Annotated in this window: 14 protein-coding genes; 4 read left to right on the top strand and 10 right to left on the bottom strand. The window is 33.8% G+C overall.

Translation table 11 applies throughout. The annotated features are described in order from the left end of the window. The first annotated feature begins 244 nt into the window (after positions 1-244). Positions 245-820 (top strand): hypothetical protein, encoded by a 576-nt coding sequence (locus tag AB3U99_RS19010; RefSeq protein ID WP_400243209.1) that lies wholly within the window; start codon positions 245-247, stop codon positions 818-820. Between the two features lie 391 nt (positions 821-1,211). Here the strand turns inward: AB3U99_RS19010 and AB3U99_RS19015 are convergent, their stop codons facing one another. After that, positions 1,212-1,826: a hypothetical protein gene (locus tag AB3U99_RS19015; RefSeq protein ID WP_400243210.1), complete on the bottom strand. Its 615-nt coding sequence runs from the start codon at positions 1,824-1,826 to the stop codon at positions 1,212-1,214. Between the two features lie 557 nt (positions 1,827-2,383). On the opposite strand from AB3U99_RS19015, the gene AB3U99_RS19020 reads away from it, so the two are divergent. Further along, entirely contained in the window at positions 2,384-3,895 is a 1,512-nt protein-coding gene (locus tag AB3U99_RS19020; protein WP_400243211.1) for a hypothetical protein, read from the top strand. 517 nt (positions 3,896-4,412) lie between these two features. Here the strand turns inward: AB3U99_RS19020 and AB3U99_RS19025 are convergent. Beyond that, on the bottom strand, positions 4,413-4,985 hold the full coding sequence (locus AB3U99_RS19025; RefSeq protein WP_400243213.1) for a hypothetical protein: 573 nt from the start codon (positions 4,983-4,985) through the stop codon (positions 4,413-4,415). Positions 4,986-5,134: 149 nt separating this feature from the next. Here AB3U99_RS19025 and AB3U99_RS19030 point away from each other — a divergent pair, with 149 nt between their 5' ends. Then, the gene (locus AB3U99_RS19030) at positions 5,135-5,533 is read left to right on the top strand and encodes a hypothetical protein (protein WP_400243214.1); all 399 of its coding nucleotides are present in this window, start codon (positions 5,135-5,137) and stop codon (positions 5,531-5,533) included. Positions 5,534-5,809: 276 nt separating this feature from the next. On the opposite strand, the gene AB3U99_RS19035 is transcribed toward AB3U99_RS19030, so the two are convergent. The 8 genes from AB3U99_RS19035 to drmA all read right to left on the bottom strand — a co-directional run bounded on the left by AB3U99_RS19035 (position 5,810) and on the right by drmA (position 20,944). Further along, positions 5,810-6,877: a DUF4145 domain-containing protein gene (locus AB3U99_RS19035; protein WP_400243216.1), complete on the bottom strand. Its 1,068-nt coding sequence runs from the start codon at positions 6,875-6,877 to the stop codon at positions 5,810-5,812. Between the two features lie 94 nt (positions 6,878-6,971). Continuing rightward, on the bottom strand, positions 6,972-7,187 hold the full coding sequence (locus tag AB3U99_RS19040; protein WP_400243217.1) for a YdbC family protein: 216 nt from the start codon (positions 7,185-7,187) through the stop codon (positions 6,972-6,974). 19 nt (positions 7,188-7,206) lie between these two features. Next, positions 7,207-10,161 (bottom strand): DEAD/DEAH box helicase family protein, encoded by a 2,955-nt coding sequence (locus tag AB3U99_RS19045; protein WP_400243219.1) that lies wholly within the window; start codon positions 10,159-10,161, stop codon positions 7,207-7,209. An 11-nt stretch (positions 10,162-10,172) separates the two neighbouring features. Then, the gene (locus AB3U99_RS19050; protein ID WP_400243220.1) at positions 10,173-12,119 is read right to left on the bottom strand and encodes a site-specific DNA-methyltransferase; all 1,947 of its coding nucleotides are present in this window, start codon (positions 12,117-12,119) and stop codon (positions 10,173-10,175) included. Further along, positions 12,112-12,840, bottom strand: coding sequence for a DUF4391 domain-containing protein (locus tag AB3U99_RS19055; RefSeq protein WP_400243222.1), 729 nt, complete (start codon positions 12,838-12,840; stop codon positions 12,112-12,114). Before AB3U99_RS19055 ends, AB3U99_RS19050 begins: the two co-directional genes overlap by 8 nt. Further along, the gene (locus AB3U99_RS19060; RefSeq protein WP_400243223.1) at positions 12,840-16,088 is read right to left on the bottom strand and encodes a helicase-related protein; all 3,249 of its coding nucleotides are present in this window, start codon (positions 16,086-16,088) and stop codon (positions 12,840-12,842) included. Before AB3U99_RS19060 ends, AB3U99_RS19055 begins: the two co-directional genes overlap by 1 nt. Positions 16,089-16,106: 18 nt before the next feature. Then, positions 16,107-17,837, bottom strand: a complete 1,731-nt coding sequence (drmB, locus tag AB3U99_RS19065) for a DrmB family protein (RefSeq protein WP_400243225.1) — start codon at positions 17,835-17,837, stop codon at positions 16,107-16,109. Further along, entirely contained in the window at positions 17,834-20,944 is a 3,111-nt protein-coding gene (gene drmA, locus AB3U99_RS19070) for a DISARM system helicase DrmA (protein ID WP_400243227.1), read from the bottom strand. The genes drmB and drmA overlap by 4 nt, the downstream gene beginning before the upstream one ends. 966 nt (positions 20,945-21,910) lie before the next feature. On the opposite strand from drmA, the gene AB3U99_RS19075 reads away from it, so the two are divergent. Beyond that, a complete protein-coding gene (locus tag AB3U99_RS19075; RefSeq protein ID WP_400243229.1) occupies positions 21,911-23,596 on the top strand; it encodes a YfjI family protein in 1,686 nt (561 codons plus the stop codon). Positions 23,597-23,664: the final 68 nt, after the last annotated feature.

A 23,664-nucleotide genomic window follows, 5' to 3' on the forward strand; every position in this document is an offset into this window, starting at 1 on the left:
ACTTCCAACTTTGCACTTATTGAATTAAAAATACCATAATACACCTAATTTGTAAGTATATAATAGAATGAATTATAATTGTAAACAGAATATTCTTTTTATATTTACAAGCACGAACAATTGTTTTATAATCTAATAAAATAAATATTAACAAGGGAAACCCCCAACTCATAAAGTAAAGTGATTTTAATGTCGCTTTACTTTATGAGTTGGGGGTTTTTGCTTTGTAAAGGAGGAAATGCAAATGCAAGATGAAAACTTAAAAGTTACATTAGAAGAAACAATTTCATTAAAAGTGGCAGCAACATTGTTAAAAGTACCTGAAACAGTTGTTATTAAATTATGTGAAGCTAGGTTGTTAAAAACAGTGGGTTCCGATGGAATATGGAGAGTGTTCAAGAAACAAGAATTACCGTGTATACTTCAGTTAAAAAGTTGGATTCCCAGAAATAGTGATAATTTTAAAATCCTTGATAATCAGTACGATTTGGTTGATTTAGAAGAGTTAGCATATTGGCCTTTTGAATTGATAAATGATGAAAATTACGTTGAATTTCGAAATATTTGTATTGACCGAGCCGTATTTAAGGATCCATCTAACCAGCTTCATACAAAATATGTACTTGAAATTGAAACTTTCTTAAACGTGGCGGAGTGGGAGATGTCTTTGGAAACTATTTTAACTACCGTAGATCAAACTGTAGACCCTACTACAACAGTATTTACAGGTGTATTTGAAAATGTAGAAGATGCTTATGCATGCGCAAAAGAACTCTATAATGAAATCGACTTACAAAAAGCCATCACAAATCAACATTAACCCATACTTCGAGTTGATGATGAAATGAAATCAAATTAGCTTGAAAAGCGTAGAGACACCAAGAAGTTTCTACGCTTTTTTCATTATGTCAAAGTATATAATAATGGATGATAATCCGAATTAGAATACCATTTTTAAAGTATGTCTAGGACAGAAGTTCCTAAACACAAACGCCGCTATATCAACATTCCCATAAAAACCAACCTACTTTTCAGAATTTCTCAAACTGTTATTGGCTTTTTTAGTATAATGGCTATATATCCCGTGTTTCGTCCGGGAATCTTCGAAATTTTCCGTAATAAAAATCAATAAATATTTATCTAATTTAATCGATAACTCCGTCCTATATTAAAGCTATATAACCTAACTTTTCTCAAAATTTCATTTGAAATCACAAGTCATCATCTTCATCCAGATAGCTCATTAACTCTTCAAATAAATCATCGTAGTAATTTCCATTGAATTTTTTTCCTAAATTTTCAAACTTCTTCTTTCTTCGTTGCATAAGCTCCTCATGCGCTATATCAGAATAAGACCTATTTGTACCTGTATCGGTGATTCGAGTATCATAACTTTTAGAGTTATTAATTACATAAATATATTCATTGGAACCACCAAAAACAAATTTCACATAACGCAACTCTATAAATTTGTAATCAGAACCTAATTCAAACCCCATACTTTCTAATTTACAAACAATTACTTGATAAAATTCTACAAATTTTGAATAAATATCTTGAATATCACATACATAAATTTTCCCATATAACTTATCAATACGATCATGTTCTTGTGTCCAGTGATAACCAAAAATCGATTCAATTTCTTCAATATTCAGTAAATTATATAGATGATAATCTAAATTAGATCCATTTAGATTTAATTTTGATTGCAATTCTTTATTATAAATAGAAATTTCATAAAAGTAATAAACTTTCTTTTTTTCTACAATTTTATCAAGTTCATCCTTTCCGTATCGATATTCAGGTAAACTATGATTCATCATACAATCACTCCACTCAATGATTAATACAGAAATTATATAAGAATAATAAAATTAATTCAATATTCAAATTTTTATAAATTACATGGATAATACTTTCATCAGAAATCCTTGAAAAAATAAAACCTTAAAAATCATTAAAATTCGTTAAGAATGTAGCTAATGAACCCCTCTATGCCATTGAATAAATTAATTTTTGCTGTAACAACCTTTATTATATAACATGTTTTAGATTAGTCTTGTGAACTTAATCCAGATATTATCCTTGGAATCAGTTCAAGTTTAATAGGTGATCAATCGTTATTTTATTGTTGGCATATGATGACACTTCTCTAATTAAATACTGCTACCGGCTTGGTAGTTTTATATGTGTTGTTTGATTACGAGCTTAATTTTCTTTTTTCATAAGGTACTAAGAATATGATTTTCAAGCGGCTATAATGTGTAAAGCAAAAATTCAAAGGAACAAACTTCAAGTACACCATTCATGCTATTTAACTAACGAATGAATGTCCTTAAAACTGTTTATCAAACTTTACACTAAAACGGAGGAAATCGTCATGAATACAAAGGAATTCAAAGTACACTTTATTTACAACAACAAAGGTCAACGGGTAGAACTGGGTTATGCTGAAATTCAAACCCTTCTCTTTCTATATGAACATAGCTTTTTATCACAACCACAATTACTAGAATTTTATTCATTCGTTCAGGCAGCACATCCAGCTACATTTCGCAAAAAAACGAGCAAATGGCTTGAAGCTGGTTTAATTAAAAAGAAAGCCACCTCGATTCAAAATGGACATTCTGTAGTAATTATTTCACTAGCAGGCGCTGGTTTGACAGTGTTGAAAAAATTAGGTTATATAAAAGAAAATATTCGAGTAAAGGCACCTAGCTTTAGTAATATTGATCATTCATTAGCAATTCGACAAACTGCACTTGATGTTTTATATAATCATCGTAAGATCACTAATGCACAAATTTATTATGCTAAAGGTTTGTATTATGTTGGTATTAAACCTAATGTATTTTTCAATACCTTAACAGAGCCGGTTTTAATTTATAAAACCAAAAAGCTTGGGGAAGATCGTCTAAGTCACTTTAAAAAATATGATGGCACTCTTCAAAAATACAAGAATACCTTATTAACATCAATTAACCCTTATAAAGAAAAGGACGAATATACAGAGGTTATTGCAGATTGGCTATTTGAAGTACAAGGTCAATATCTACACATTGAGGTCGATTGCGGAAATGAACAAATTCGAAAATCGAAAAGTGGACATGATACTTCCTTCGAAGGAAAACTTTCACGTTTGCAACCGCAACTTGAAAAGAAAGCGATGGATCCATCAACTTATCATGTATTGTTTATAATGGTCGATAATCGAAAGGATGCCGTTTTAACACAACTACATCCTTCAAGAGTTACACGTATTGCTAACGTAAAGCAAGAAATGGCTCGCTTTGCGAATTTTACTGAATGGCAGTTCGAAATGTATGTGATTCGTTTCAGTCGTACTAAAGGTTTTTTACAGAATTTTTTCAGGAAAATTGCAGAACTAGCAGCGGATAAAGGCAGCCTAATTAATCAACTAATTGATGTTTTTTTTCAGAAAGAAGCATTACAATTTTCCGATTGGGAATTTCGGTTCTTAGAAAAAGATACTATACAAGAAATACAGTCATTTACTATTCTTAATTATATTCCTGAAAAAATATTTGCATATATACAACCTAAAAATAAGGTGTTTCAATTGATTGTTCCCTTCTTCATGGAGGAAGGGAATGTTAAAATAACTGAGCAATTGGCCGAGCTGGCAGATAGTCTAAGTCATGGTTATTATGGAGGCGCTTTAACAAAAATCTTAGTTATATATCCAGATGCATCAGAATTAGGTTATGATGTTATTCGAAAAAACAAAAAGAATTCGAAGGATGATTCCGCAATGGACACTTCTAATATGCTGTTCATTTATATGACAAATTTCATCAGCCTATATGACATCCCAAAATTATTCAACGAAAGTAAAAAACGCATTCCATACAGTATGATTTTCGAAACTTGAGCGGCTGAGGCGGTTCTTCTATGAGCCGTCTTTTTCATATTAACCATGTACAGTGAAACGGCGTCTCAGGGGAAGTTGGATAACACACTAAAATTCAAAGTAAATCAATAAAAATAAGGTATCAAAATAGCACTAACAGGTTACACACTCTATAAGTATACTTCAAAACCTCCAAGCCCTTGAAGGCGTAAGAATTCCACTAGATTAAAGATAACGAGAATGTTGCCACTATTATATTTATACTAATCTATAATTAACGTTTAACATTTTAATAGAGCGTGTCATACCTTTTTAGTTAAATCCTCACTTATATTAGTCTTATCTACATGCCATCATAGATATTAAAATTTCATCTCTTAAACGCATTAGTTGCTTAAACTTTTTAATGATACTACTCTGAAAACACTATAACATTCTGTATTGAAATTATTTTTATCAAATAATAGTTTGCTATTTGTTTCACCCCAAAAATAGCATTAAAAAGCCCCCTTACAAACTGCAAGGAGGCTATTTTCTATTATTTTAGATGATAATATTCCAACCCTTTAAAGATCAATGCATTTATAAGATTACTCATTTTGATCGATTTTTGTTTACTTAATTCTTTCAATTCTTCGTAAAGGCCTTCTTCAAACAACACTGATTTTTTATCAATGGTGTTCTTTATATTTAGGGTATTTTTATACAATTCATAATCTAAATTAGTTACTACTTCATCAGTATTACTAGCAACTCCATTAGACGATTCAACAATTTTCTTATCGTATGGCTTCACATAAATTTTCGAAAAAATATTACGAGACAATGAATCAATTTCATTTTCACCATCATATCTCCATTCACCATCATGATTTACGACAACTGCTGCATTTGCTAATTTTGCTTCTAATACACTTACACGCATTTCCAATTTTCGTGAGATACTTTCAATTGTCTCATTGTCATTTAATAGTGCCACAACTTCTTTGATCGTCATAAAGTTCTTCTCTTGCTTCACTTCAGGCAATTCAACCTGAACTAGATCTTGATTCTGCATAACCTCTGATCCATCATTTAATTTTCCCTGATTTAAATGCCCGTTTTCGCGCATCGCAATCATCTCCTTTTCTGCTTTTTAACATTCTAACTTCTTACTTCCGATATTCTTAGGGCTTTTTCATAAAATAAAAAATACCCGATTTGCTATTCGAAAACGAGGATTCATAGTATAGAATGTTTAAAATTCTGGAGATGATTTACATGAATAACACATTATTAATTTTTAACGCTACTTCATTGTGTATGAGCCATCAGCATTTCTTTTATTTCGACAATGAGCAGAAACTACAAACTACTAGCGATTCATGGCCAACCTTACAGCCATTTTTTCAAGAAGAAGAGTTAAGTGATAAGGCAATTGGTTTATTACTTGTTATGCAGTTTTTAGCACGAGAAGAAAAAATGATTGTGGTTCCACGAGAAAGTGTCTATAAAAACTCACGTCATATTACCAAAAATGCAGCCAATTTAAATAAGCTGCTTTGCTTTTTACAGGAAAAAGGCTATTTGGATCTTCAATATGCGGGTGTCTCTGGTCGGAAACAGTTTATAACACTAAATCCGCAAATTTTTCAACAACAATATTTAAGAACTAATTAAATAAAGAAGAACTACACCTCTGACGTTAACGCTAACTTTAGTGTAGTTCTTCTTGGATAGATTATTAAAATCTTAAAATACCTATTTAAAATTTAACAAAGCGAGGTCTACAACACATATATCAGGAACTTCCTGTCGAGCTGCAATTTCTTGGTACAACAGTAATATAGATCCTTTATGATTTTCTAACCATATTCTTAATGTGTATGTATTATGTATGATACTTAACTAGATTGCTTGCCTTAGAATAATTGGTTGTAGAGCATGTCGCTAACATTATATTTCAACCTTTGTAAACTCCATTCCCTTCACCTTCAACTGATTAAATAAATTCGCTAATGCTGTCTCACCGACATTTCGGTACTTGCCTAATAGTACTATCTCTTTTGGAAAATCTTTAACATGTAAGAATCCTTGCTCTTGTAACGAGTTCAGCAAGCTTGTTTGTCCAGGGAAGTTTTCCTTTGTTAATGCAACATTTCCTAATGCTTCAGTTAAAATAATAAATTCAGATTTGTAAAACAACAAGACTTCCCCGCGATATTGCTCCATCAATATTTTGCGTTTTTGTTCTTCTTCAACGAATAATCTTAATTCTTCAAAGAAACATTCATCATTAGCTTCTTTAAAACGCTTTACATGCTGGTGCATACCATCTAATTGATATGGCAGTTCACTCATAATTCGTGCTTGCTGTTCGCCATTCAAACGTATTAAAAACGTTGTAGATTTTGGGAAACGTTGTGGTAATAAAAAAGCATCACGTAAAAAATCAGGTATCTCAACAAATTGATTTTTATAATAAATTTTGCGACTAACTTTTTGTTCAGCTATCACATTTTGTGAAATTGGCTGTTTTTGCACAAATGTCTGCATTAATGCTTCAATATGTTCAATTAAATATTCACTATCAGCTGCGCTTTTCTCAGGAACTGGCTCAATATACTCTGGCACCTCGATATCAGGTGATGCATATGTTTCAATAAACCATGTCAAAATCAAATGCTGATACTCCCAACAAGTTAATGCTTCTCGAATTAACATTTTACGCGTACCATCATGACTTGCTGTGTTTCCTTGACGGCGAACAAAGTGAATCGCATTATCCGTTGTCGGCGTAATGATGCCTTCATTTTTTAACTTCATTTGTAATTCACCGAAGTTCAACTCACTATGCTCTAGACCTTCCAATTGTGCAACTTGACGTACTAATGTTTCTGCCATAGTTCGTGTTGTTTGCATCGCTGCACGTGGTGAAATAAAAATAAGCTTTTCTATTTCTTGCGTTAACTCAGCTAAATTTGGATTAACCCCAAATAAAATTTCTTGTAACTTTTGCGACACTATTTCACACCTACCCCCTGATTTATATATAATCACTCTATTATATTTAAAATGAAAGCGTATCAGTATAAAAACATGATACGCTTTCTCATTGTTATAATTGATTCAAAAAGCCCTTTAACGTTTCAAATTCTTCTTCCGACAACGTAACTCCCTTACCCATCTTTTCACGATTAGGCGCCCATTCGCGGATATCATATTTCGGGGCATTTCCATTCCAACTAATAAGGTTTAATTCTTTCTTCCAACCTTTTGCGGATTCAGATAGTACACCGATGTGTTCAACAACTTCATATTTGATTTCTGCCATTTAAAAAGCCTCCTGACATTTAATAAACTTGCTCTAGTTCAACTGCTCGCTTGAATGTAATACCTGTATTGATCGCAGCAAAGTGCTTTTCTCCACAACGAATTTTTTCTAATTCAGTTTTACGTAAATCTTCTGCAGCGGTACTTCCTTTTGTCTCTACAATAAAGTACAACTTCTCTTTGCCGTCTTCTTCAACAGATAATGCCCAGTCAGGATTATAGTTTCCAAGCGGTGTTTTGATTTTAAAGTCGGCTGGCAATTTAATATAAAACTTTACATTTGGATCTTTTTCACATGCTTCGGCGAAATCTCTTTCAATTTTAGAATCTACAATAACATGGTCATAAGGAGAACGATTGTCTGAAACTTTCACAATGCTATCTTCATACGATTCAATTTCTTCTTGTTTGAATAAGCTTTGATCGTATACTTCTTCTGTTTCCAGTTTCTCATATTTAACGCCATCAACCATCGCTAAACGTTTAGCTGCATTAATAATGCGCGCGGCTTCTAGCATATACATTTGTGGATTCACTTTAAAGTCATGTAGCGTATCACTTTGCTTCAAAATAGCAATTAATGTTTTACGAGTTAGTTTTGTATCTTGCTGTAACTCCGTTAAAATATCAGGTGCTTTTGTATATTCGCGTTGAACAGTGCTGAAGCTTGTTTTTGCTGTCGTTTTTCCTTCAATACCACTTTCTTCAATACTTAACTGCTTACGCTCGTATTCTAATTTTTGAATACGTACTAACAATTCATCCTTTAATTTTTTTGCCGCATCGCTGATGAACTGCTCGCTATTAAATTGAATTGAATAAGTTGTTTTATATTTAATGCGCTCCCACAGCTCAATGAATGGTCCAGATAACGCTTCTTTATTTAAACGAACCGTTTCTTTCTTTGCATGATCCTTAATTTCAATTTTTTCTGTATTAAACTTCTGTTCAATTGCAGCAATTACCTTCTCCGTCATATTTGGAGCTAGAACAGTATATTCTTCAGGCAACTCAAATACTTGATCTTTAATCGCTTCAGCTAAGGCAACAGTTCCCTTCCCTTTTGCATCAATGTATTTTTGCTCAAATAAGTATTCAACAAGCTTTTTTGAATACTCATGTCCTAAAGGTTTTTGATATCCTGTCAGTTCATCTTCCTCTAACACAAGTGAACTAAATGTTTCATTCTTAAAAATACCGAATTCTATACCATCTTTTTCATACTCATGCTGTAAGCCAGTAGCAAATTCTTCGTAGCTTTCATTTGCCATTACAGTTAACGTATTGACTTCGAATCCATGTACACGTTCACCATTTTGATTAACAGCTATGCGCAGACCTCGACCGATTTTTTGGCGCTTCGTTAGTTCATCTTTCGAGTCAATTAACGTACAAATTTGGAAGACATTTGGGTTATCCCAACCTTCCTTTAACGCTGAATGCGAGAAAATAAAACGTAGTTTATGAGCAGTTTTTGTCTTCCTTTTTTCTTCATCATACATTGTCAGTAAATCTTCTTTATCTTTCATGATGATCTGGAAAGCACTTTCATCCTTTTCCCCACCATTTTTAAAATTACCTTTTTTATCAATTGAGAAGTATCCATTATGTACTTCTTCAACAGGAACGTGATAATCACGAAGCTTTCTATATTTAGGAGATTTTAATACGTCCTTATACTCTTCTTCAAAAATTTGACCGTATTCCCCTAAATAATGCTTACCATCCTCATCGTATTTCCGGTATTTAGCTACATTATCGATAAAGAAAAGACTTAAAACTTTAATTCCTAAAGCATTTAGCTTTAGCTCTTTATTTAAGTGTTCCTCAATTGTTTTACGAATTTGACCGCGCTTTACCTCTAAGTCGGCGTAGTGTGCCTGACTTAAATAAATCGTAGATGGCTCGCCTGAAAACTCAATGTACTCATTACCTTTTTCAGCCGATATATCGCGAACATAACCAATCTCTTCATACGCCGTTAACTTGGTCTTTTTCACTAAGTCATCATTTTTCTTTAAGGAAATAATCTTTTTCTCAATGCCGGTTTTCTTTTTCTCAAAAACCTCTACAGATGCCGTAACAGAAGTTTTTGTCGCTTTAATACCTAATAATCGTAAGTGAGCCACATTACCATCAATTGTACGTTTAACGCCAGCCACCTCTATTTGCTTTACAAGCTTGTTCTGATACGCTTCAACAGGTCCTAATTTATAAAGTAAAGGATATCCTTCTTCTTTATGTGTTGCAGAGAAACGGAAAACAAACGACGGATTTAAAGTAGCAATTGCAGCCTTTGCATTCTCTGTAGTATCTACGCTTTGTGGCTCATCAATCACGACAATTGGATTCGTTTCCGCAATATAATCTTTAGGAGAGATACCATATAAACTATCACGATCATTACGGTTAAAAATATTATCTTCACTATTGAACGCTTGAATGTTAATAACCATAATTTCGACATTTTCGTTTGAAGCAAATGCTTGGATATTATTTAACTTAGAACTATCATACATAAATGCACGATATAAAATCCCTTGCATTTGTGTTTTGAAATAATCCTTTGTCATTTGCAACGTCTTCATGACACCTTCTTTAATCGCTACAGAAGGTACGACAATAATAAATTTCGTAAAGCCATATTTTCGGTTCATTTCCAGAATCGATTTTAAATAAACGAAGGTTTTCCCTGTTCCTGTTTCCATTTCGATATTGAACTGTGGAAAAGGTGATGAAATTGATTGGGCAATTGGAATACCTTGCTTAACTTGAAGCTGTTGGACATTTTGTAGCAGTTTACTTTCTGATACATCAATTTTATTACCGACACCTTTTTCACCAAATAGCTTTCCCTGTATATCTTGATCCATAATCGTAAATTCTGATTTACGAATTTGTTGCCCTTCAAATACTCCTAATATGGCATTTATCGCCTCTGCCTGATACGTTAATTCATCAAATTGAATTTTCATTACTGTCACCTCTAAATCGTCAACAAGTTATCTTCTGGATAACCTGCATCTTTTAGAATTTCAATACAGTTCAATTTATCTGAATCATCTCCAAAACCCGCATCGCTGAATATAACGCTGCTTGTTTCTGTTCCATGCTCCTCACGGCGTACAATTATTGCTTTTGCAATATCTGGTGTAATTTCTTTTGATAAGCAAATAAATAAACTTCCAAAAGCAATGTCATAAATCGTTTGACCATTTACTTCAAACGTGTCAATTGGATATGTTAGCTCTATACCTTGCTTTAACATAATTTCATACACGATATCCATCTCTGAGCGACCTTCTACAAATGGGGTTTCATATAAATCTAACGTGTCTTCTAGGTTTTCAAAATCCACATTCCATTCACGAATGTTTGAAGAATCCAACTTCAACACTTTAAAGCCAATATCTAATGAATCAGGATCTACTGTATTTTCATCAAGCAACCCGACCTGTTGATGCTTTTCTTTTAATTCAGCCTTAACTTTTTCCCCTGCACGATTAATTCTTTCTCTAGCTATTTCAGATAGTTTATGTTCTACATTTAATCCATCACATAAACGAATTGCATTTTCAAGAATAACCTTTTTATCGTTTGCAGCTTTTTGAGAACTCTCATCTAAATCCTCCGGGAGTTGAACTAATATAAACTTCCTTCTTCCCCCGTCTTCAGCATTCATTTGCATAATAGCATCTGCGGTAGTCCCTGACCCACCAAAAAAATCTAAAATAATTGCATCTTCATTTGATTCAACTAAACCAATAATATATTTAATAAGTTTAGTTGGCTTAGGTGTATCAAACACATTTTCAGGTAAAATTTGAAGTAATTCGTATTTAGCTTGTCTATTATGTCCTGTTTTATCTAAATTAATCCACAGAGAAGATGGTGGTAACCCCTTCATATCCTTCAAATATGTTCTTCTTTTGAATTTTTTACCATCGTTTGTAAATTTTATTTCTCCTGTTTCTATTTTTTTATTTAGTGTTTCTTTTGACCATCTCCAACCATTTTTAGGAGGCTTAATACTATAACCTGTTGGCGAAATAACATCATAGATTAAGTTTTCTCGATAATTTGGAGAATTTAAAGGATTACCATCAAAATATGGGCCATTAGGGTCATTATCAGGATTTTTAAAATGTTGCTGTTTATCACTATCAAATTGTTTTTTGGGTTGCCACAATGGTTTTTTTGAATAAATCAAGGTATAATTATGGTCACTTGAAAATTGTTTGGCATCATTATTACTATTATCTGAAGATCGCCAAATTGCTGAAGATACAAAACAATTTTCTCCAAATATTTCATTACATACTTTAATTAAATTTGCATTTTCTCCATCATCAATACTAATAAAAATCACACCATCATCTGTCAGTAAATTCCTTGCTAACTTTAATCGTGCATAAATCATATTCAACCAATCCGTATGGAAACGACCGTTACTCTCTGTATTAGTTGACAAACGATTACCTTCAGCATCAACTTGTCCTGTTTGTTCTAAATAATTCTGAACTCCATCTTTAAAGTTATCTTTATAGACAAAATCCTTCCCTGTATTATAAGGTGGATCAATATAAATAATTTTCACCTTGCCATTATAAGATTTTTGTAAAATTTTCAATACTTCCAAATTATCCCCTTCGATATAAAGATTTTCTGTCGTATAGAAGTTTTTACTTTTCTCTGGGACTGGACGTAATGTTCCTTTTGATGGCTGTTGTGATCCTGCAATCATTTTCTGTTTGCCATGCCATGTAAACTGATAGCGTTCTTGCTCTGTTTCTACGGCTTCCCCTAATACCGTTTTCAGCATATCAAAATCAATTTTTTCACCATCAGTTAAGATTTCTGGGAATAGCTCTTTTAAACGTGCAATATTTTGTGCAGTTATATCTAACGATCCCCCATTCATTTTATTAACCATTATCTTGCTCCTTTTCTATTAATGCTTGTTTCGCAAGCTTTACTTTATTTGCTTCTTGTTGTAATTCAACCCGCATGTTCAATTGCGTTTCTTTTTTAGCCCGCCTTACATAATCGTCAATTTGTGCGTCCATCACGACGAGTTTCTCCAGCAAATTATTTTTTAAAGAAATCGGTGTATAAATGTTGTATCGAGATTGTAATTCTAATTGTAGCAAACGCTCAAGCCACGATTCATAAAACATTTTTAAATTTGTTTTACTAAGGTTTTCAAATTTTAATTGTTGTTCAACCTGTTGCAGCATTACGACTTCTTTTATTTCATAGATAGTATCACTTACTAAGTATCCATCTTTTTTCTTAATGTGTGTAGAGAATACCCATTTCGTATATGAACCATCAAAGAATATAATTACTATAGGATTCGGCATAATACTCATAAACACCTTATAAATTTGCACTGCCTTTTTTAAATCCTTTACGTTTATAGCTAAAAAAACGATTGAATCATAACGCTCTGTTTCATTCTCATACACTTCAATATTCGTATTATTAGTTTGAATTGTAGCTAAGATACGAATACCTCTCGAAACTACATGTTCAGAAATGATTTTTTTCTGAGCGGGTGTTAACTTGTTTTCCATTTGATTATACGGCAACGTCTTCATGATTTGCGTTGCTTTTGGAAATCCAATCGCCTTTAATAACTGCGCTTCATTCATCATGCTTCATCCTTTACAACTAAAAATGAAATGAGTTCAATTTCATCGTCACCTAAGTCCAACTGTCCTTGTAATGTATTTGAACCGAAGCTAAACAAGCTTTCAAAGCCTACTTCTTCTTGTTTATCTTTAATAATATCAATTGATTGCTTCAATAAGTCTTGATAATGCTCCATATCCGCTGCATCGTTTGTTTGCTTATTAAACCACTCGACTGAATTTAATTCTGGCTGTTGTTTGCCAAGTGTTAATTTACGGTAAGCATCTAATATTTTCTTCGCATGTGTGTAATGTATAAACGCTTCTCCTTCATCTGTCACATACAATAAAATGTATGGTGCTAGGCTATTGCTTTCAACAGCTACTTCTTTATGCTGTTTGAAACAAAAAATCACACCTGGTTTTGCTTCAGGCAAATCTGCATTACTTATAACCGCATACAAACCTTTTGGAGCAACTGCAAGCTCTTTTTTATACAATTTTAATGCGGCACTTAAATCACTTTTGAAATCGGTGTATGTTAAGTCAGTAATAGATATCGCACCTGAAACATCCTCTAAGTTTAACACATCATTTTGTAATGCTTTTAGTTGATTGCGACGATATTCTAAATCATTCATTTCTTTCGATGACGTATCTAAAATATCTTCCTCCCCAGAGGCAGAAGTATTTAATATTTTCATACGTCCTTTAACACGTTCTTCTAAATTGATATATTCATCTAATTCCATATTTGGCCAAAAGTTGACGAGTTGAATTTCTGTATTAGTCGAACCGATACGATCAATACGTCCAAATCGTTGGATGACACGTACTGGATTCCAATGAATATCGTAGTTTATTAAGTAATCGCAGTCCTGTAAGTTTTGTCCTTCTGAAATACAGTCGGTCGCAAAAAGTATATCAATTTCATCTGTACGTTTACTATCCACCTTGTAGCGTTCCTTCGATTTTGGTGAAAAGTTCATTAAAATATCATTAATGTCTTTGACACGAACGCCTTTTAAGGTACATTTATTCGCTCCACTTCCGACAACTAACGCAGAATAAAGTTGTTTATTAAGTAAACGCTCTGAAAGATTATCGTACAAGTACTTAGCAGTGTCAGCGAACGCTGAGAAAATAATAACCTTTTTATTGCCTGGATTAATTGGATTTTCAATTTTTTCTTTTATTAAATTGACTAATTGTTCAAGCTTGGCATCACGTACAGTTGAAATCTGTGTTGCTTGTTGTAATAGGTCCTGTAATGTGGCTAAATCGGCACGTAAATCTCCTGCCCATTTCAACGCATCAATATCATTTAATTGAATTTGTACTTTGTCACTACCTACTGTAATCGCTTCAAGCTGTTCATCATCTAGCTCAGTGTCATCAAATTGTTCCGAATATGCTTGCTGATTTTGCAGCTGTAATGTTTGGAGTGTACCTTCAATTCGTCCAACTAATTTTTCAAGCGTCAGTCTAAATGAATGAATAGAACTTTCTAAACGCTTGAACAAGTTCACCTTCATTAAAGCGGCTACTGCAAACTCACGGTCTGTTTGTTTAAACGTCGATTGACCACCCTTTACTCTAGTATCATACAACTCTTCATAATACTTTCGTTTATGAGGTAAAACGTATTTCATTGGCTGATAAATACTAAAGCTCAATGACTCTAAACGCTCATTGACTTCGTTCATATTAACAAATCGTTGTTCTGTATCAACATCGGCTTTAATTGAAAGCGGCTTTAATCGAGTTGGGAAACTACCAATATCTTTGACATTATAATATTTCTCAATATGCTTACGACTTCGAGCAATGGTTAGTAAATCAAGCAATTGGAAGTAGTCTTGCTCAACCATATTTAAAAACTCTTCTGTCGTTCGCTTCGGTGCTGGCAAAGCTGTCCAACGATTGAACGACGCTTGTGCCGCGCGTAACGTTTGCTCAATGCTATCTATACCTTCTTTTTTAAGTGCCTGATCGTTATCTTCCGTTATAAAGGCAATTTGATTTTTGATATCATTCATTTTATTATTTACGGGTGTAGCCGATAATAATAGCACCTTCGTTTTTACACCTTTTTTAATGATTTCCTGCATAAGCTTTTGATAGCGTGTTAATCGGCCCTTATGCGCATTGTTATTTCGGAAATTGTGCGATTCATCGATTACTACTAGATCATAATTTGACCAATTGATTGTATCGAGACGAATTTCACCCGACATGCCACTTTCGCGATTTAAATCGGTATGATTTAACACATCATAGTTAAAGCGGTCTTCATTTAACACATTTCGTTTATCATTTTGCGTATAAACCGCCCAGTTATCTCGCAGCTTTTTCGGACATAAAACTAATACACGGTCATTTCGTAGCTCATAGTATTTGATGACCGCGAGTGCCGAAAATGTTTTCCCTAACCCCACACTATCCGCTAAAATGCAGCCATTATACTTCTCCATTTTGTCGATCATGCCGAGTACACCATCGCGTTGGAACGGGTACAGCTTATTCCAAATAACCGTATCTTTAAAGTTCGTGCCTTCTTTAATAATATTATCCTCTGAGAGACCTTCAAGATTTTCAGAAAAGATATTATACAACGTTACAAAATAGAGCCATTCAGGTGCATTTTCTTTTTGAAATGCATCAAGCTGTTGCAATACTTCTGCTGTAATTTCTTTCGACTTTGTTTCGTCTTGCCAAAGTCTATCAAACTCTGCAAGCATGTTTTGCGTAACACCCATCGTTTCTTTCATGACGGTATAGCTAGCTTGGCGATTTGAAGGTGTGATACCTAATCCATCCGCTGTAAACTCAATTTCCGATTGAATAAAAATGTCCTCATCCGTTTTGTTTTTAATCATCATTTGCTTAGGATACGAGACTTCACCTAAAATCGTTTTAAACTGGGCGTGTTGATTAATCCATTCTGATAATTCTCTTGCAATTTGTTTGGACTGCATTTGATTCCGTAATGGAATTTCAAACTGGTTTCCTTCTAAATCGAGCTGTTGGCCTTTTCTTTCTACTAATTTAAATTGATGATTATCATCAATTTCTTGTTGATAAAAGGTTGGCTCTGTAAAGAGAAAGCGAAAAGATTCCCCTTTCGCTAACGCTTTTTTTAATTCTTGAAAAATATTCATACTCAATTTTGCAGAGGCCACTGCAATTTTCGAGCCTTTTTTTATTTCATCTTTCATCACTTGAACGAGTGTGTTATTCCCTTTATTATCGACTAAATCTACTTTCACAACTAAACACCTCTTACATTACATTTCTAATAATTGATCAAAGTAACCGTCTTTCTCATTCGGATTAATGTTGATTAATGTTCGACGATCTAGCAATAAATTTCCCCATTCACAAGAAGTTTCGGAAACAAATGTACATGCATGACAGGCCGCGCCATTTGCTGACGTATGATATTCGAATTCCCCATCTGAACAGATTGGATCAGATGAACAATAACTCATCTTTTCTAATGCACGAATAATTATAGGTAATAACTTTTCGCTTTGAGCCAAGTTTGTTAATCCACCTAAACTTCCTTCTGAATCTCCAGAGGCAGTGTATATAAACACACCATACATGTCATCATTTGCATAAATACGTTCTTTTAAAGACGTCATTGTATAGCCGCAATGTGCAGCTAGTTCCTGCAACAAAGCATGGCTAAACGTATGCAACAAAATTTGGCGTGGCAGAATATCTAATGGTGACTTTTTAAATTCTTCGCGCTGGGTATTATATGCCCTTACAATAGCACTCGTAATTTGCTCAGTTTGTTCCCACTGGAGCAATTTTTCTAAATTAAATTGAAAGAAAATACCTTCACCGTAATTTCGCACAGCTGGTAACCATTTCAAATCGCTTGTTATAACAACTGGCTGTGTTTTCGCTTCTTCATCTGTAAATCGGTCAATATAGTCTAATCGAGTAAATTCTTTTAAAACTTGTACTTCAGGTACAGAATCCACACGGAAAATCCCATCAAAATACGGCACTAACGTTGGCGCAATATCAACTTTCTTAGATGAAAAACGCTCTTCGTTTATTTCCTCCTGTATTAGCGTGTTCCACTCCTGCTTTTTAATCGATTCATAGGTAGAACTTTCTGCAAGCGTTATTGAACCATCTAAATACTGCTTAATAGCAGGTATAAAAGAAGAAGGGATATTTTTAAAATTACATGCCATTTCAAGACCTGCTTCACCCATACCTAGATATGCTTTACTAAAATTTTCTTTATCTTTTTCTACTAAATATAGAACCTCAAATTCTGAGCTAGATGCTGTTAAAGGAACTTGTAAAAAACTCATAACAGAAGGTGAATAAACATTAGATGCGCCACGCAACGTCGTTTTCATTTTACAATTACATTTCTGTTTGGCAGTATTACTAATCCACGGTCGTTCCCCATGACAATCAAATAAACTATGATTCTCTCTTTCTTCAGGCTTCATAATACTCCCTAAACTTTCACTATGCTTACAGTGCAAGCAAATCACGTGTAAATCAGATAAAGATCCACTTGAGCCACGGGTTTTTAGCATTAATCGTGGATCTTTAGATTGTTCTGTACAAGGCTTATTTCGATGTACCCATTCTTCATAAGGAAAATCTGACAAATGACCATTTTCACATGCTAATACAAAGCGGCTTGCATAAAGCTCCTGAATGTCATCTTCATTTTTCCGCGCACAATAATAACAATTAGTATTATCATAATTCGTCATATTATGGCACTTCGGACAGATTTTCCATTTAGGAAACTCAACCGCTTTAATTTTTTGTTTATCAGGATTTTCATTTAAAATGCGTACGTGGTCAACTCCTAAAAACGATGTAATTCGTACATCTTTTTCTTGAGGCGCCCTTCTTGTTTGCCACTGATCTGCTGATTTCACGATGACGCTTTGATATAAAAGTTCAACGATTGCTCCTGGCCCTGATTGATATATTAGTTGGGAAGGCCTAATTGTCTCATTTTGTTGATTCACGATTTTAACACCTCAATTTCAATGGCTGCTTCTACATTTCTTAATGACATCATAGCTGGACGAGCATCTTTTACCTTCACTTCTTCATTAAAGTTTTTTAATAAGTAAGCTTTTACATATTTAGATTCTTTGTAAGCTAAAGTATCTTCAGCGTGCTTCAACGCTAATTCTCGCCACCATTCTAATAAACCCTTTACTTCGTTTTCAATGGTTGCACCATAAGCATTTTGAACTCTTTCTAAAAATTGAACGGTTGCTGTATCTACTTTATTTTGTAGTTGTACTATTTTTTTCGGACTTTGCTCAGAGTTGATTTCCATAATCGTTTGACGCATAAATCCAACAAACGTACCTGTTAACCCTTTATATAAAGCACCTTTTGCGAAAGGTGTTACACTCATCGTTTCTACATGACGATAGAGTGCTTGATGGTATGCTTTAAAACGTTCAAAATGCGATAAATCTCTAGACCGTAGTGAATTAAGCAGAACAAATACAACTCCTGGATATTTACGCCCAACACGGCTCGTCGCTTGAATATATTCAGAAGTCGTTTTCGGTTGCCCTTGTACAAACATTGTTCCAAGTCGGTCCACATCGACACCTACTGAAATCATATTCGTTGCAAGGACGGCATCAAGAACACCTGCTTCATCTAAAGTTTTCTCCATTTGTGTTAGTAGCTGTGGAATTTCTTGTGCCTTTTTCCGGCTCGTTAATTCTTCAACGGATAGATCATGTTCAAATTTATTTGTTGGATCTAGCATATTTAATCGTGAGTTTACTTCATCTTTAAAAGTAGTAACCATACCTGCCAATTCTTTAACCGTATTAAAATAGCCTAGCATTGTATAATATGGATCTACTTTAAACTTTGGCTCACTTCTTGTTATCGTTGCATATGCACTATATGTTTGAATCGCTTGAATTTTATTACTGACTCCTGGCGCACAGATTCCTACATAGCATCGGCCTGGCTTTTCAGAAGTCGGCACCTCTTTTGAAACGAAATTATCATTTGCTTTTTGCACAGCTAATGGGAACTGCTGCATTTCCCGACCGTATAACGCTCGAATTTGCTCGTCCGCACCACTAATTGTTGCTGTTGAAGCAATTACTTTAGCTGGTCTTCCGTTATTTCTTGTTAATAGATCAATTGCTACCTCATATAAACCTGTTAAAGAGCCTAATGGTCCTGAAATCAAATGAAGCTCATCTTGAATAATTAATTCAGGTGGTTTCAAACGATTAATACGACTGTATCCCCTTGGGGTAGAATCACTATATTTAAATCCTAACTCACGATGATACACGTTTTTATTACCAAATAGTTCATGCATATCTTGTTTCCAAGGTAACTGAGCAATTTTATCTACCGTACCAATTAACAATGTTGGTAACTTCAGATAAATTGCCTCATCAACTGTATAAACAGGAATTCCGTGTTTAAATGCACACGCTTTATTAGAACAACAAATTTTCTGTGAATTCGTGTTAATTTCATACTGCTCCGGCCCTAGTTCCGACCCACACCACGGACAGTTTATTAGTTGAATAGGATTGCCAGTCTTAACTTCTTTACCATCTCGTAATTGTTCAAGCTTATCCATTGCATCTACAAATTTATTAGGAGATGAATCCTGTCCAATCCAAAGCCCTATACTAAATGGCTCTTCTCCAAATAAATTTGCATTTGGTTTACGCAGAACTTCTGCAGCACAAATTAAAGCTGCAGCTCGTTGGAATTGTTGTGTTGTTAACAAACGCAATGTATAACGCATAAAAACTGTAACTCCAGCATACTTGTCTACTTGTTTTGGCGCTAATAATCGGCGATATGCCATGACATAAGCCGCCACACCTAAATAAGCCTCTGTCTTACCGCCCCCAGTTGGGAACCAAATTAAATCAACAATTTCTCTGTCTATATGCTGTTCATCAGATGCACCGGCAACATTCATAAGTAAAAATATTAATTGGAATAAACGCCATTCTCCATCTAATGTAGGTTTTATTCTCTCTCCGGTAGTACGATACGTTTGAGCCACGCCTGATTGCGCTCGTTGCAATAGCATCGCACGGTTTGCAAATTGAAACGCTAAATAACATAAGGAATTATTACTTTCTGTTACTAATGAAATTCCTTCTTCTAGACGTTCGATGATACTTTTTACTTTTAAAATATTTTGTTCCGCTTCACTCTTTAAATAATCAGGTAGCTCATTTACTATTTTCGTTTCATGATTCAGCCACAATTTATAGGCTGCTGGTATAACACTTAATTTTTCCTTTAAGATGGCTACAGGATATTCACTTAAATCCTTCATCTTAAATGACTGATTTTCGATTTTACAATGCTCCACATTCGGCAATTCATAACGTGGCATCCATGTTGAATAAATCGTTGTACTGTTTCCATCGGTTTCCCAATCAACCCCCACGCCATGACCAATTGCTAATTCTTCTTTATCACGATAAAGAAGTTCATTTTGGACATGATATTGATCAGCTTTAGATGTAAATTTAGCTACATGAATTGTAGGTATATGTACCTTTAAAGAGCTTTGAAACATAACTTCATCTTGTTCTGGATATTGATTTTCTCTCTTCAAACTATTCATTAGAAAAACATTTACGTGATATAAGTTATTTCGGTAAGTAACGGTATAACGTACTTTCCCATGCTTCGAGTCATTTAAATTTTCTAACGTATCCGTTCTCTTATCCGAAAGATTAATTTCCCATCTTTCCGCTTGTGGCATACGCTTATGTTCTTTATCCTCATAAATAGCCCAAGAAGCTTCAATTACAATAGTTGTTAATTCTTGCAGTTTAAAACTAATTCCCATGGTAGAAGGACGAAAAAGTTTTTTTATTGTAAGCTGTTCATTTATTTCTTCTTCGCTTGCTTGTACATGTGTTTCTATTGCATTATCACGTTCATTTACAACATCTGATGTAGAACCAAATGGAACTAATTTCCCCGTTAAATAGAACTGCATCGGTCTAATATTTGTACCAAGTATTTCATCTTCCATACGTGGACCAATTAAATATGTTTCTAACTCATGAATTAAATCTTTACGTAAGACTGTGTATTGCTCCATCTAATAACACAACCTTTCTCTTTAAGTAGTTTCTATTATTATAGCATCTTGCTTTTCTGTATAGGGAATATTTCCCACGACAGAAATTATCTATTAAATAAGATTACTATCATTAATTTTTTATTTCCCTCTTTAGAATATGCTAATTTGCTGCTACCTATTTCTGGTTCCCTTTTTAGGCAAATTTAATAGGCGTCTCCCGTAGCTGCTTTCAATAGAGAATACATTTTTTCTAGCTATCTTTTCAAAAACAACTAGGAGAATTAGAGTACCTACAGACGTACTAAAGTTACCTAAAACAAACTTTAATATAAGAACTTAATCTATTACACGGTTAATTTAGCTAAATCAATTGAAGCCTTTCGAATCTTAGAGCAATTGAAACCAGCATTACCAAAAAACACACTTCTTCACTACGCCTTATTTACTTACATTTGCTCAAGCATATAAAATATGCACCGAAAACCTTAGCCTAAGGTACCTAGACATCAAAATTAATGGTCAATCAAAAAACACTGAACATTCCCACTTAGAAATTCCTCTTGAATAAGGGTACTTCTAGCTAAGTTAACAACAGAAAAATAAAAGCAAACAAGTTACGAAAAGCGAAAAGAGTTGTCCCTGTGCCACCCCCTTTTCGCTTTTTTATTTCCGTCTCTTAAAAAGGTACTTTAGACCCATAAGAATACACATGACCTATCGATATACTGATTTGCGAATTTGAAACAATTCATTGAGGTTTAACATTCCTATTACTTTTTCAAAAAAATAAAAGGAAAAATAGCGTTCGAAGCTATTCGAATGCTTTAAATACTCTGTTAGAATACTTCAAATTTCGAAGGGACACGCTTTTTAGTCTCTCTAAGGATTCCACAGCACCCTAGCCGGAAAGGTTGTTGTAAATATGTTTTTATAGCGATTAGGTACCTAGGTTTCAAAATTATCAATAACGGAGGAAAATTCAACATGCAGGATAAACAAGAGCGTAATGAATTCAAAGAAAAAGAAAGTAAAGAAGTAGAAACTAGTTTTTCAGAACTAAAATTAGCTGAATCTAAGTTAATAATAGCTGAAGGAAAACATGCTGAAGAAGAATTGTCCAATGCAAAAATTCGTGGACAAGAATCAATTGATGCTTTGTTTAAAGAGTTGCAGGAAAGTATTAATAGCTTAGATGAATACGGTTTTGAATGGCAACCACCGGTAACCTTTGAAAAACCATCTCTAAAGGAATTTGATGTCAATATTTTTCCTGATACTTTGAAAAATATGGTTTTATCAGTAAGTCGCTTTACACAAACACCAGTAGATTTAGCTGCAATTTGTTTGATTGGTGTGCTATCAACAACTTTACAAAAAAAGTTTCATGTTGAACCAGTCGTTGGCTGGAAAGAACCTTTGAACACATATACAGCAGTGCTATTGCAAGCATCTAATCGTAAATCTTCGGTGTTTGGATTAATGACAGGACCAATATTCAATTATGAATCGGATCTTATTAAATCGCATCAAGAGCAACAGAAAAAGAATGAAAAACAACTGTCTCTAGTAAATAAGCGTATCGATAAACTAGAAAATGAATATGCCAAATCAGGTGATATTGAACTACAAGGAGCATTGGAAGAATTGTGGGCCTTAAAAGAAAAATTAAAACCACAGCCTGCTCCCACATTCATTTTAGATAATTCAACTGAGGAAGCAATCATCTCAAAACTTTTTCAAAATTCCGAACGAATAGCTATTGCCTCTTCCGAAGGAGATTTATTTGAACGGTTAAAATCTTCTATTAAATTAGACGCAAGTAAGCTAGATGTTTACCTAAAAGGGTATTCAGGTGATCCTTTACGAACTGACCGAATCTCGAGGGATACTGAACGTTTAGAAGAGCCTTTGGTGACAATTTGTATATCAGCCCAACCAGCAGTTATTGAGGATATGCCTCAAAAAATCATTGATCGCGGCTTAATTCCTCGTTTTTTAATCTCTATGCCTAGTGACTTATTAGGTAAACGCGACGTATACAATGCTGAACCAGTGGATTTCGAAACTAAAGATTTATATAGCAATTTAATTTCTAAACTCCTAAGTTTTGAAGATAAAAATTCGGTTGCACTCCAACTTTCTTCAGAGGCATACGATGTCTTGAAGAAATTCGAACAACATGTGGAAACATTATTTTTACCTGAACAGTTGTATTCAGACTCCTTGAAAAGTTGGGGTGGGAAAATCATTGGCAATTTATTGCGCCTTACAGGATTATTACATGTTGCTAAATATACCGAAAAAGCCGATGGAAAAGCAGATATCCCTACCACAATTAATATAGAAACATTAAATAATGCACTTAATTTAAAGGGATATTTTGATTCTCAAATTATCAATGCTTTTGGAACTATGTTTAATAAAGAATCTAATGATATGGCTCAATATTTATTATATAAGTTAGAACTGCTAACAGAAGAAAAAAAAGTGCGAAAAGTCGCTAAGCAAGATTTATGGCAAAAAACAAAAAAAATTTTTACTACTGCTCCACCTTTTAAATTAGCATTAAAAATTTTAGAAGAGCGTGGCTTTATACAATTTGAATATGGCGGTAAATCAGGTCGACAAGAATTTATTATCTTATCCCCTTTTGTAAAAAAAAATCAATAAATTTTTAAATAGCTATTCGAATATGAGAAAACGGCTGTTATTATACTTCCAGCTTTTAAACAACATGG

Origin of the sequence: Niallia tiangongensis, from assembly GCF_044704065.1 — a bacterium.
Classification (GTDB): Bacteria; Bacillota; Bacilli; order Bacillales; family Cytobacillaceae; genus Niallia; species Niallia tiangongensis.

What these genes read in the sequence shown, in the direction of transcription:
- AB3U99_RS19055 (WP_400243222.1), bottom strand. Translation starts at nt 12,840, where the DNA reads ATGAATGAAGCGCAGTTATTAAAGGCGATTGGATTTCCAAAAGCAACG.
- AB3U99_RS19050 (WP_400243220.1), bottom strand. Translation starts at nt 12,119, where the DNA reads ATGGTTAATAAAATGAATGGGGGATCGTTAGATATAACTGCACAAAAT.
- AB3U99_RS19020 (WP_400243211.1), top strand. Translation starts at nt 2,384, where the DNA reads ATGAATACAAAGGAATTCAAAGTACACTTTATTTACAACAACAAAGGT.
- AB3U99_RS19015 (WP_400243210.1), bottom strand. Translation starts at nt 1,826, where the DNA reads ATGATGAATCATAGTTTACCTGAATATCGATACGGAAAGGATGAACTT.
- AB3U99_RS19075 (WP_400243229.1), top strand. Translation starts at nt 21,911, where the DNA reads ATGCAGGATAAACAAGAGCGTAATGAATTCAAAGAAAAAGAAAGTAAA.
- AB3U99_RS19040 (WP_400243217.1), bottom strand. Translation starts at nt 7,187, where the DNA reads ATGGCAGAAATCAAATATGAAGTTGTTGAACACATCGGTGTACTATCT.
- AB3U99_RS19045 (WP_400243219.1), bottom strand. Translation starts at nt 10,161, where the DNA reads ATGAAAATTCAATTTGATGAATTAACGTATCAGGCAGAGGCGATAAAT.
- AB3U99_RS19030 (WP_400243214.1), top strand. Translation starts at nt 5,135, where the DNA reads ATGAATAACACATTATTAATTTTTAACGCTACTTCATTGTGTATGAGC.
- drmA (WP_400243227.1), bottom strand. Translation starts at nt 20,944, where the DNA reads ATGGAGCAATACACAGTCTTACGTAAAGATTTAATTCATGAGTTAGAA.
- AB3U99_RS19025 (WP_400243213.1), bottom strand. Translation starts at nt 4,985, where the DNA reads ATGCGCGAAAACGGGCATTTAAATCAGGGAAAATTAAATGATGGATCA.
- AB3U99_RS19010 (WP_400243209.1), top strand. Translation starts at nt 245, where the DNA reads ATGCAAGATGAAAACTTAAAAGTTACATTAGAAGAAACAATTTCATTA.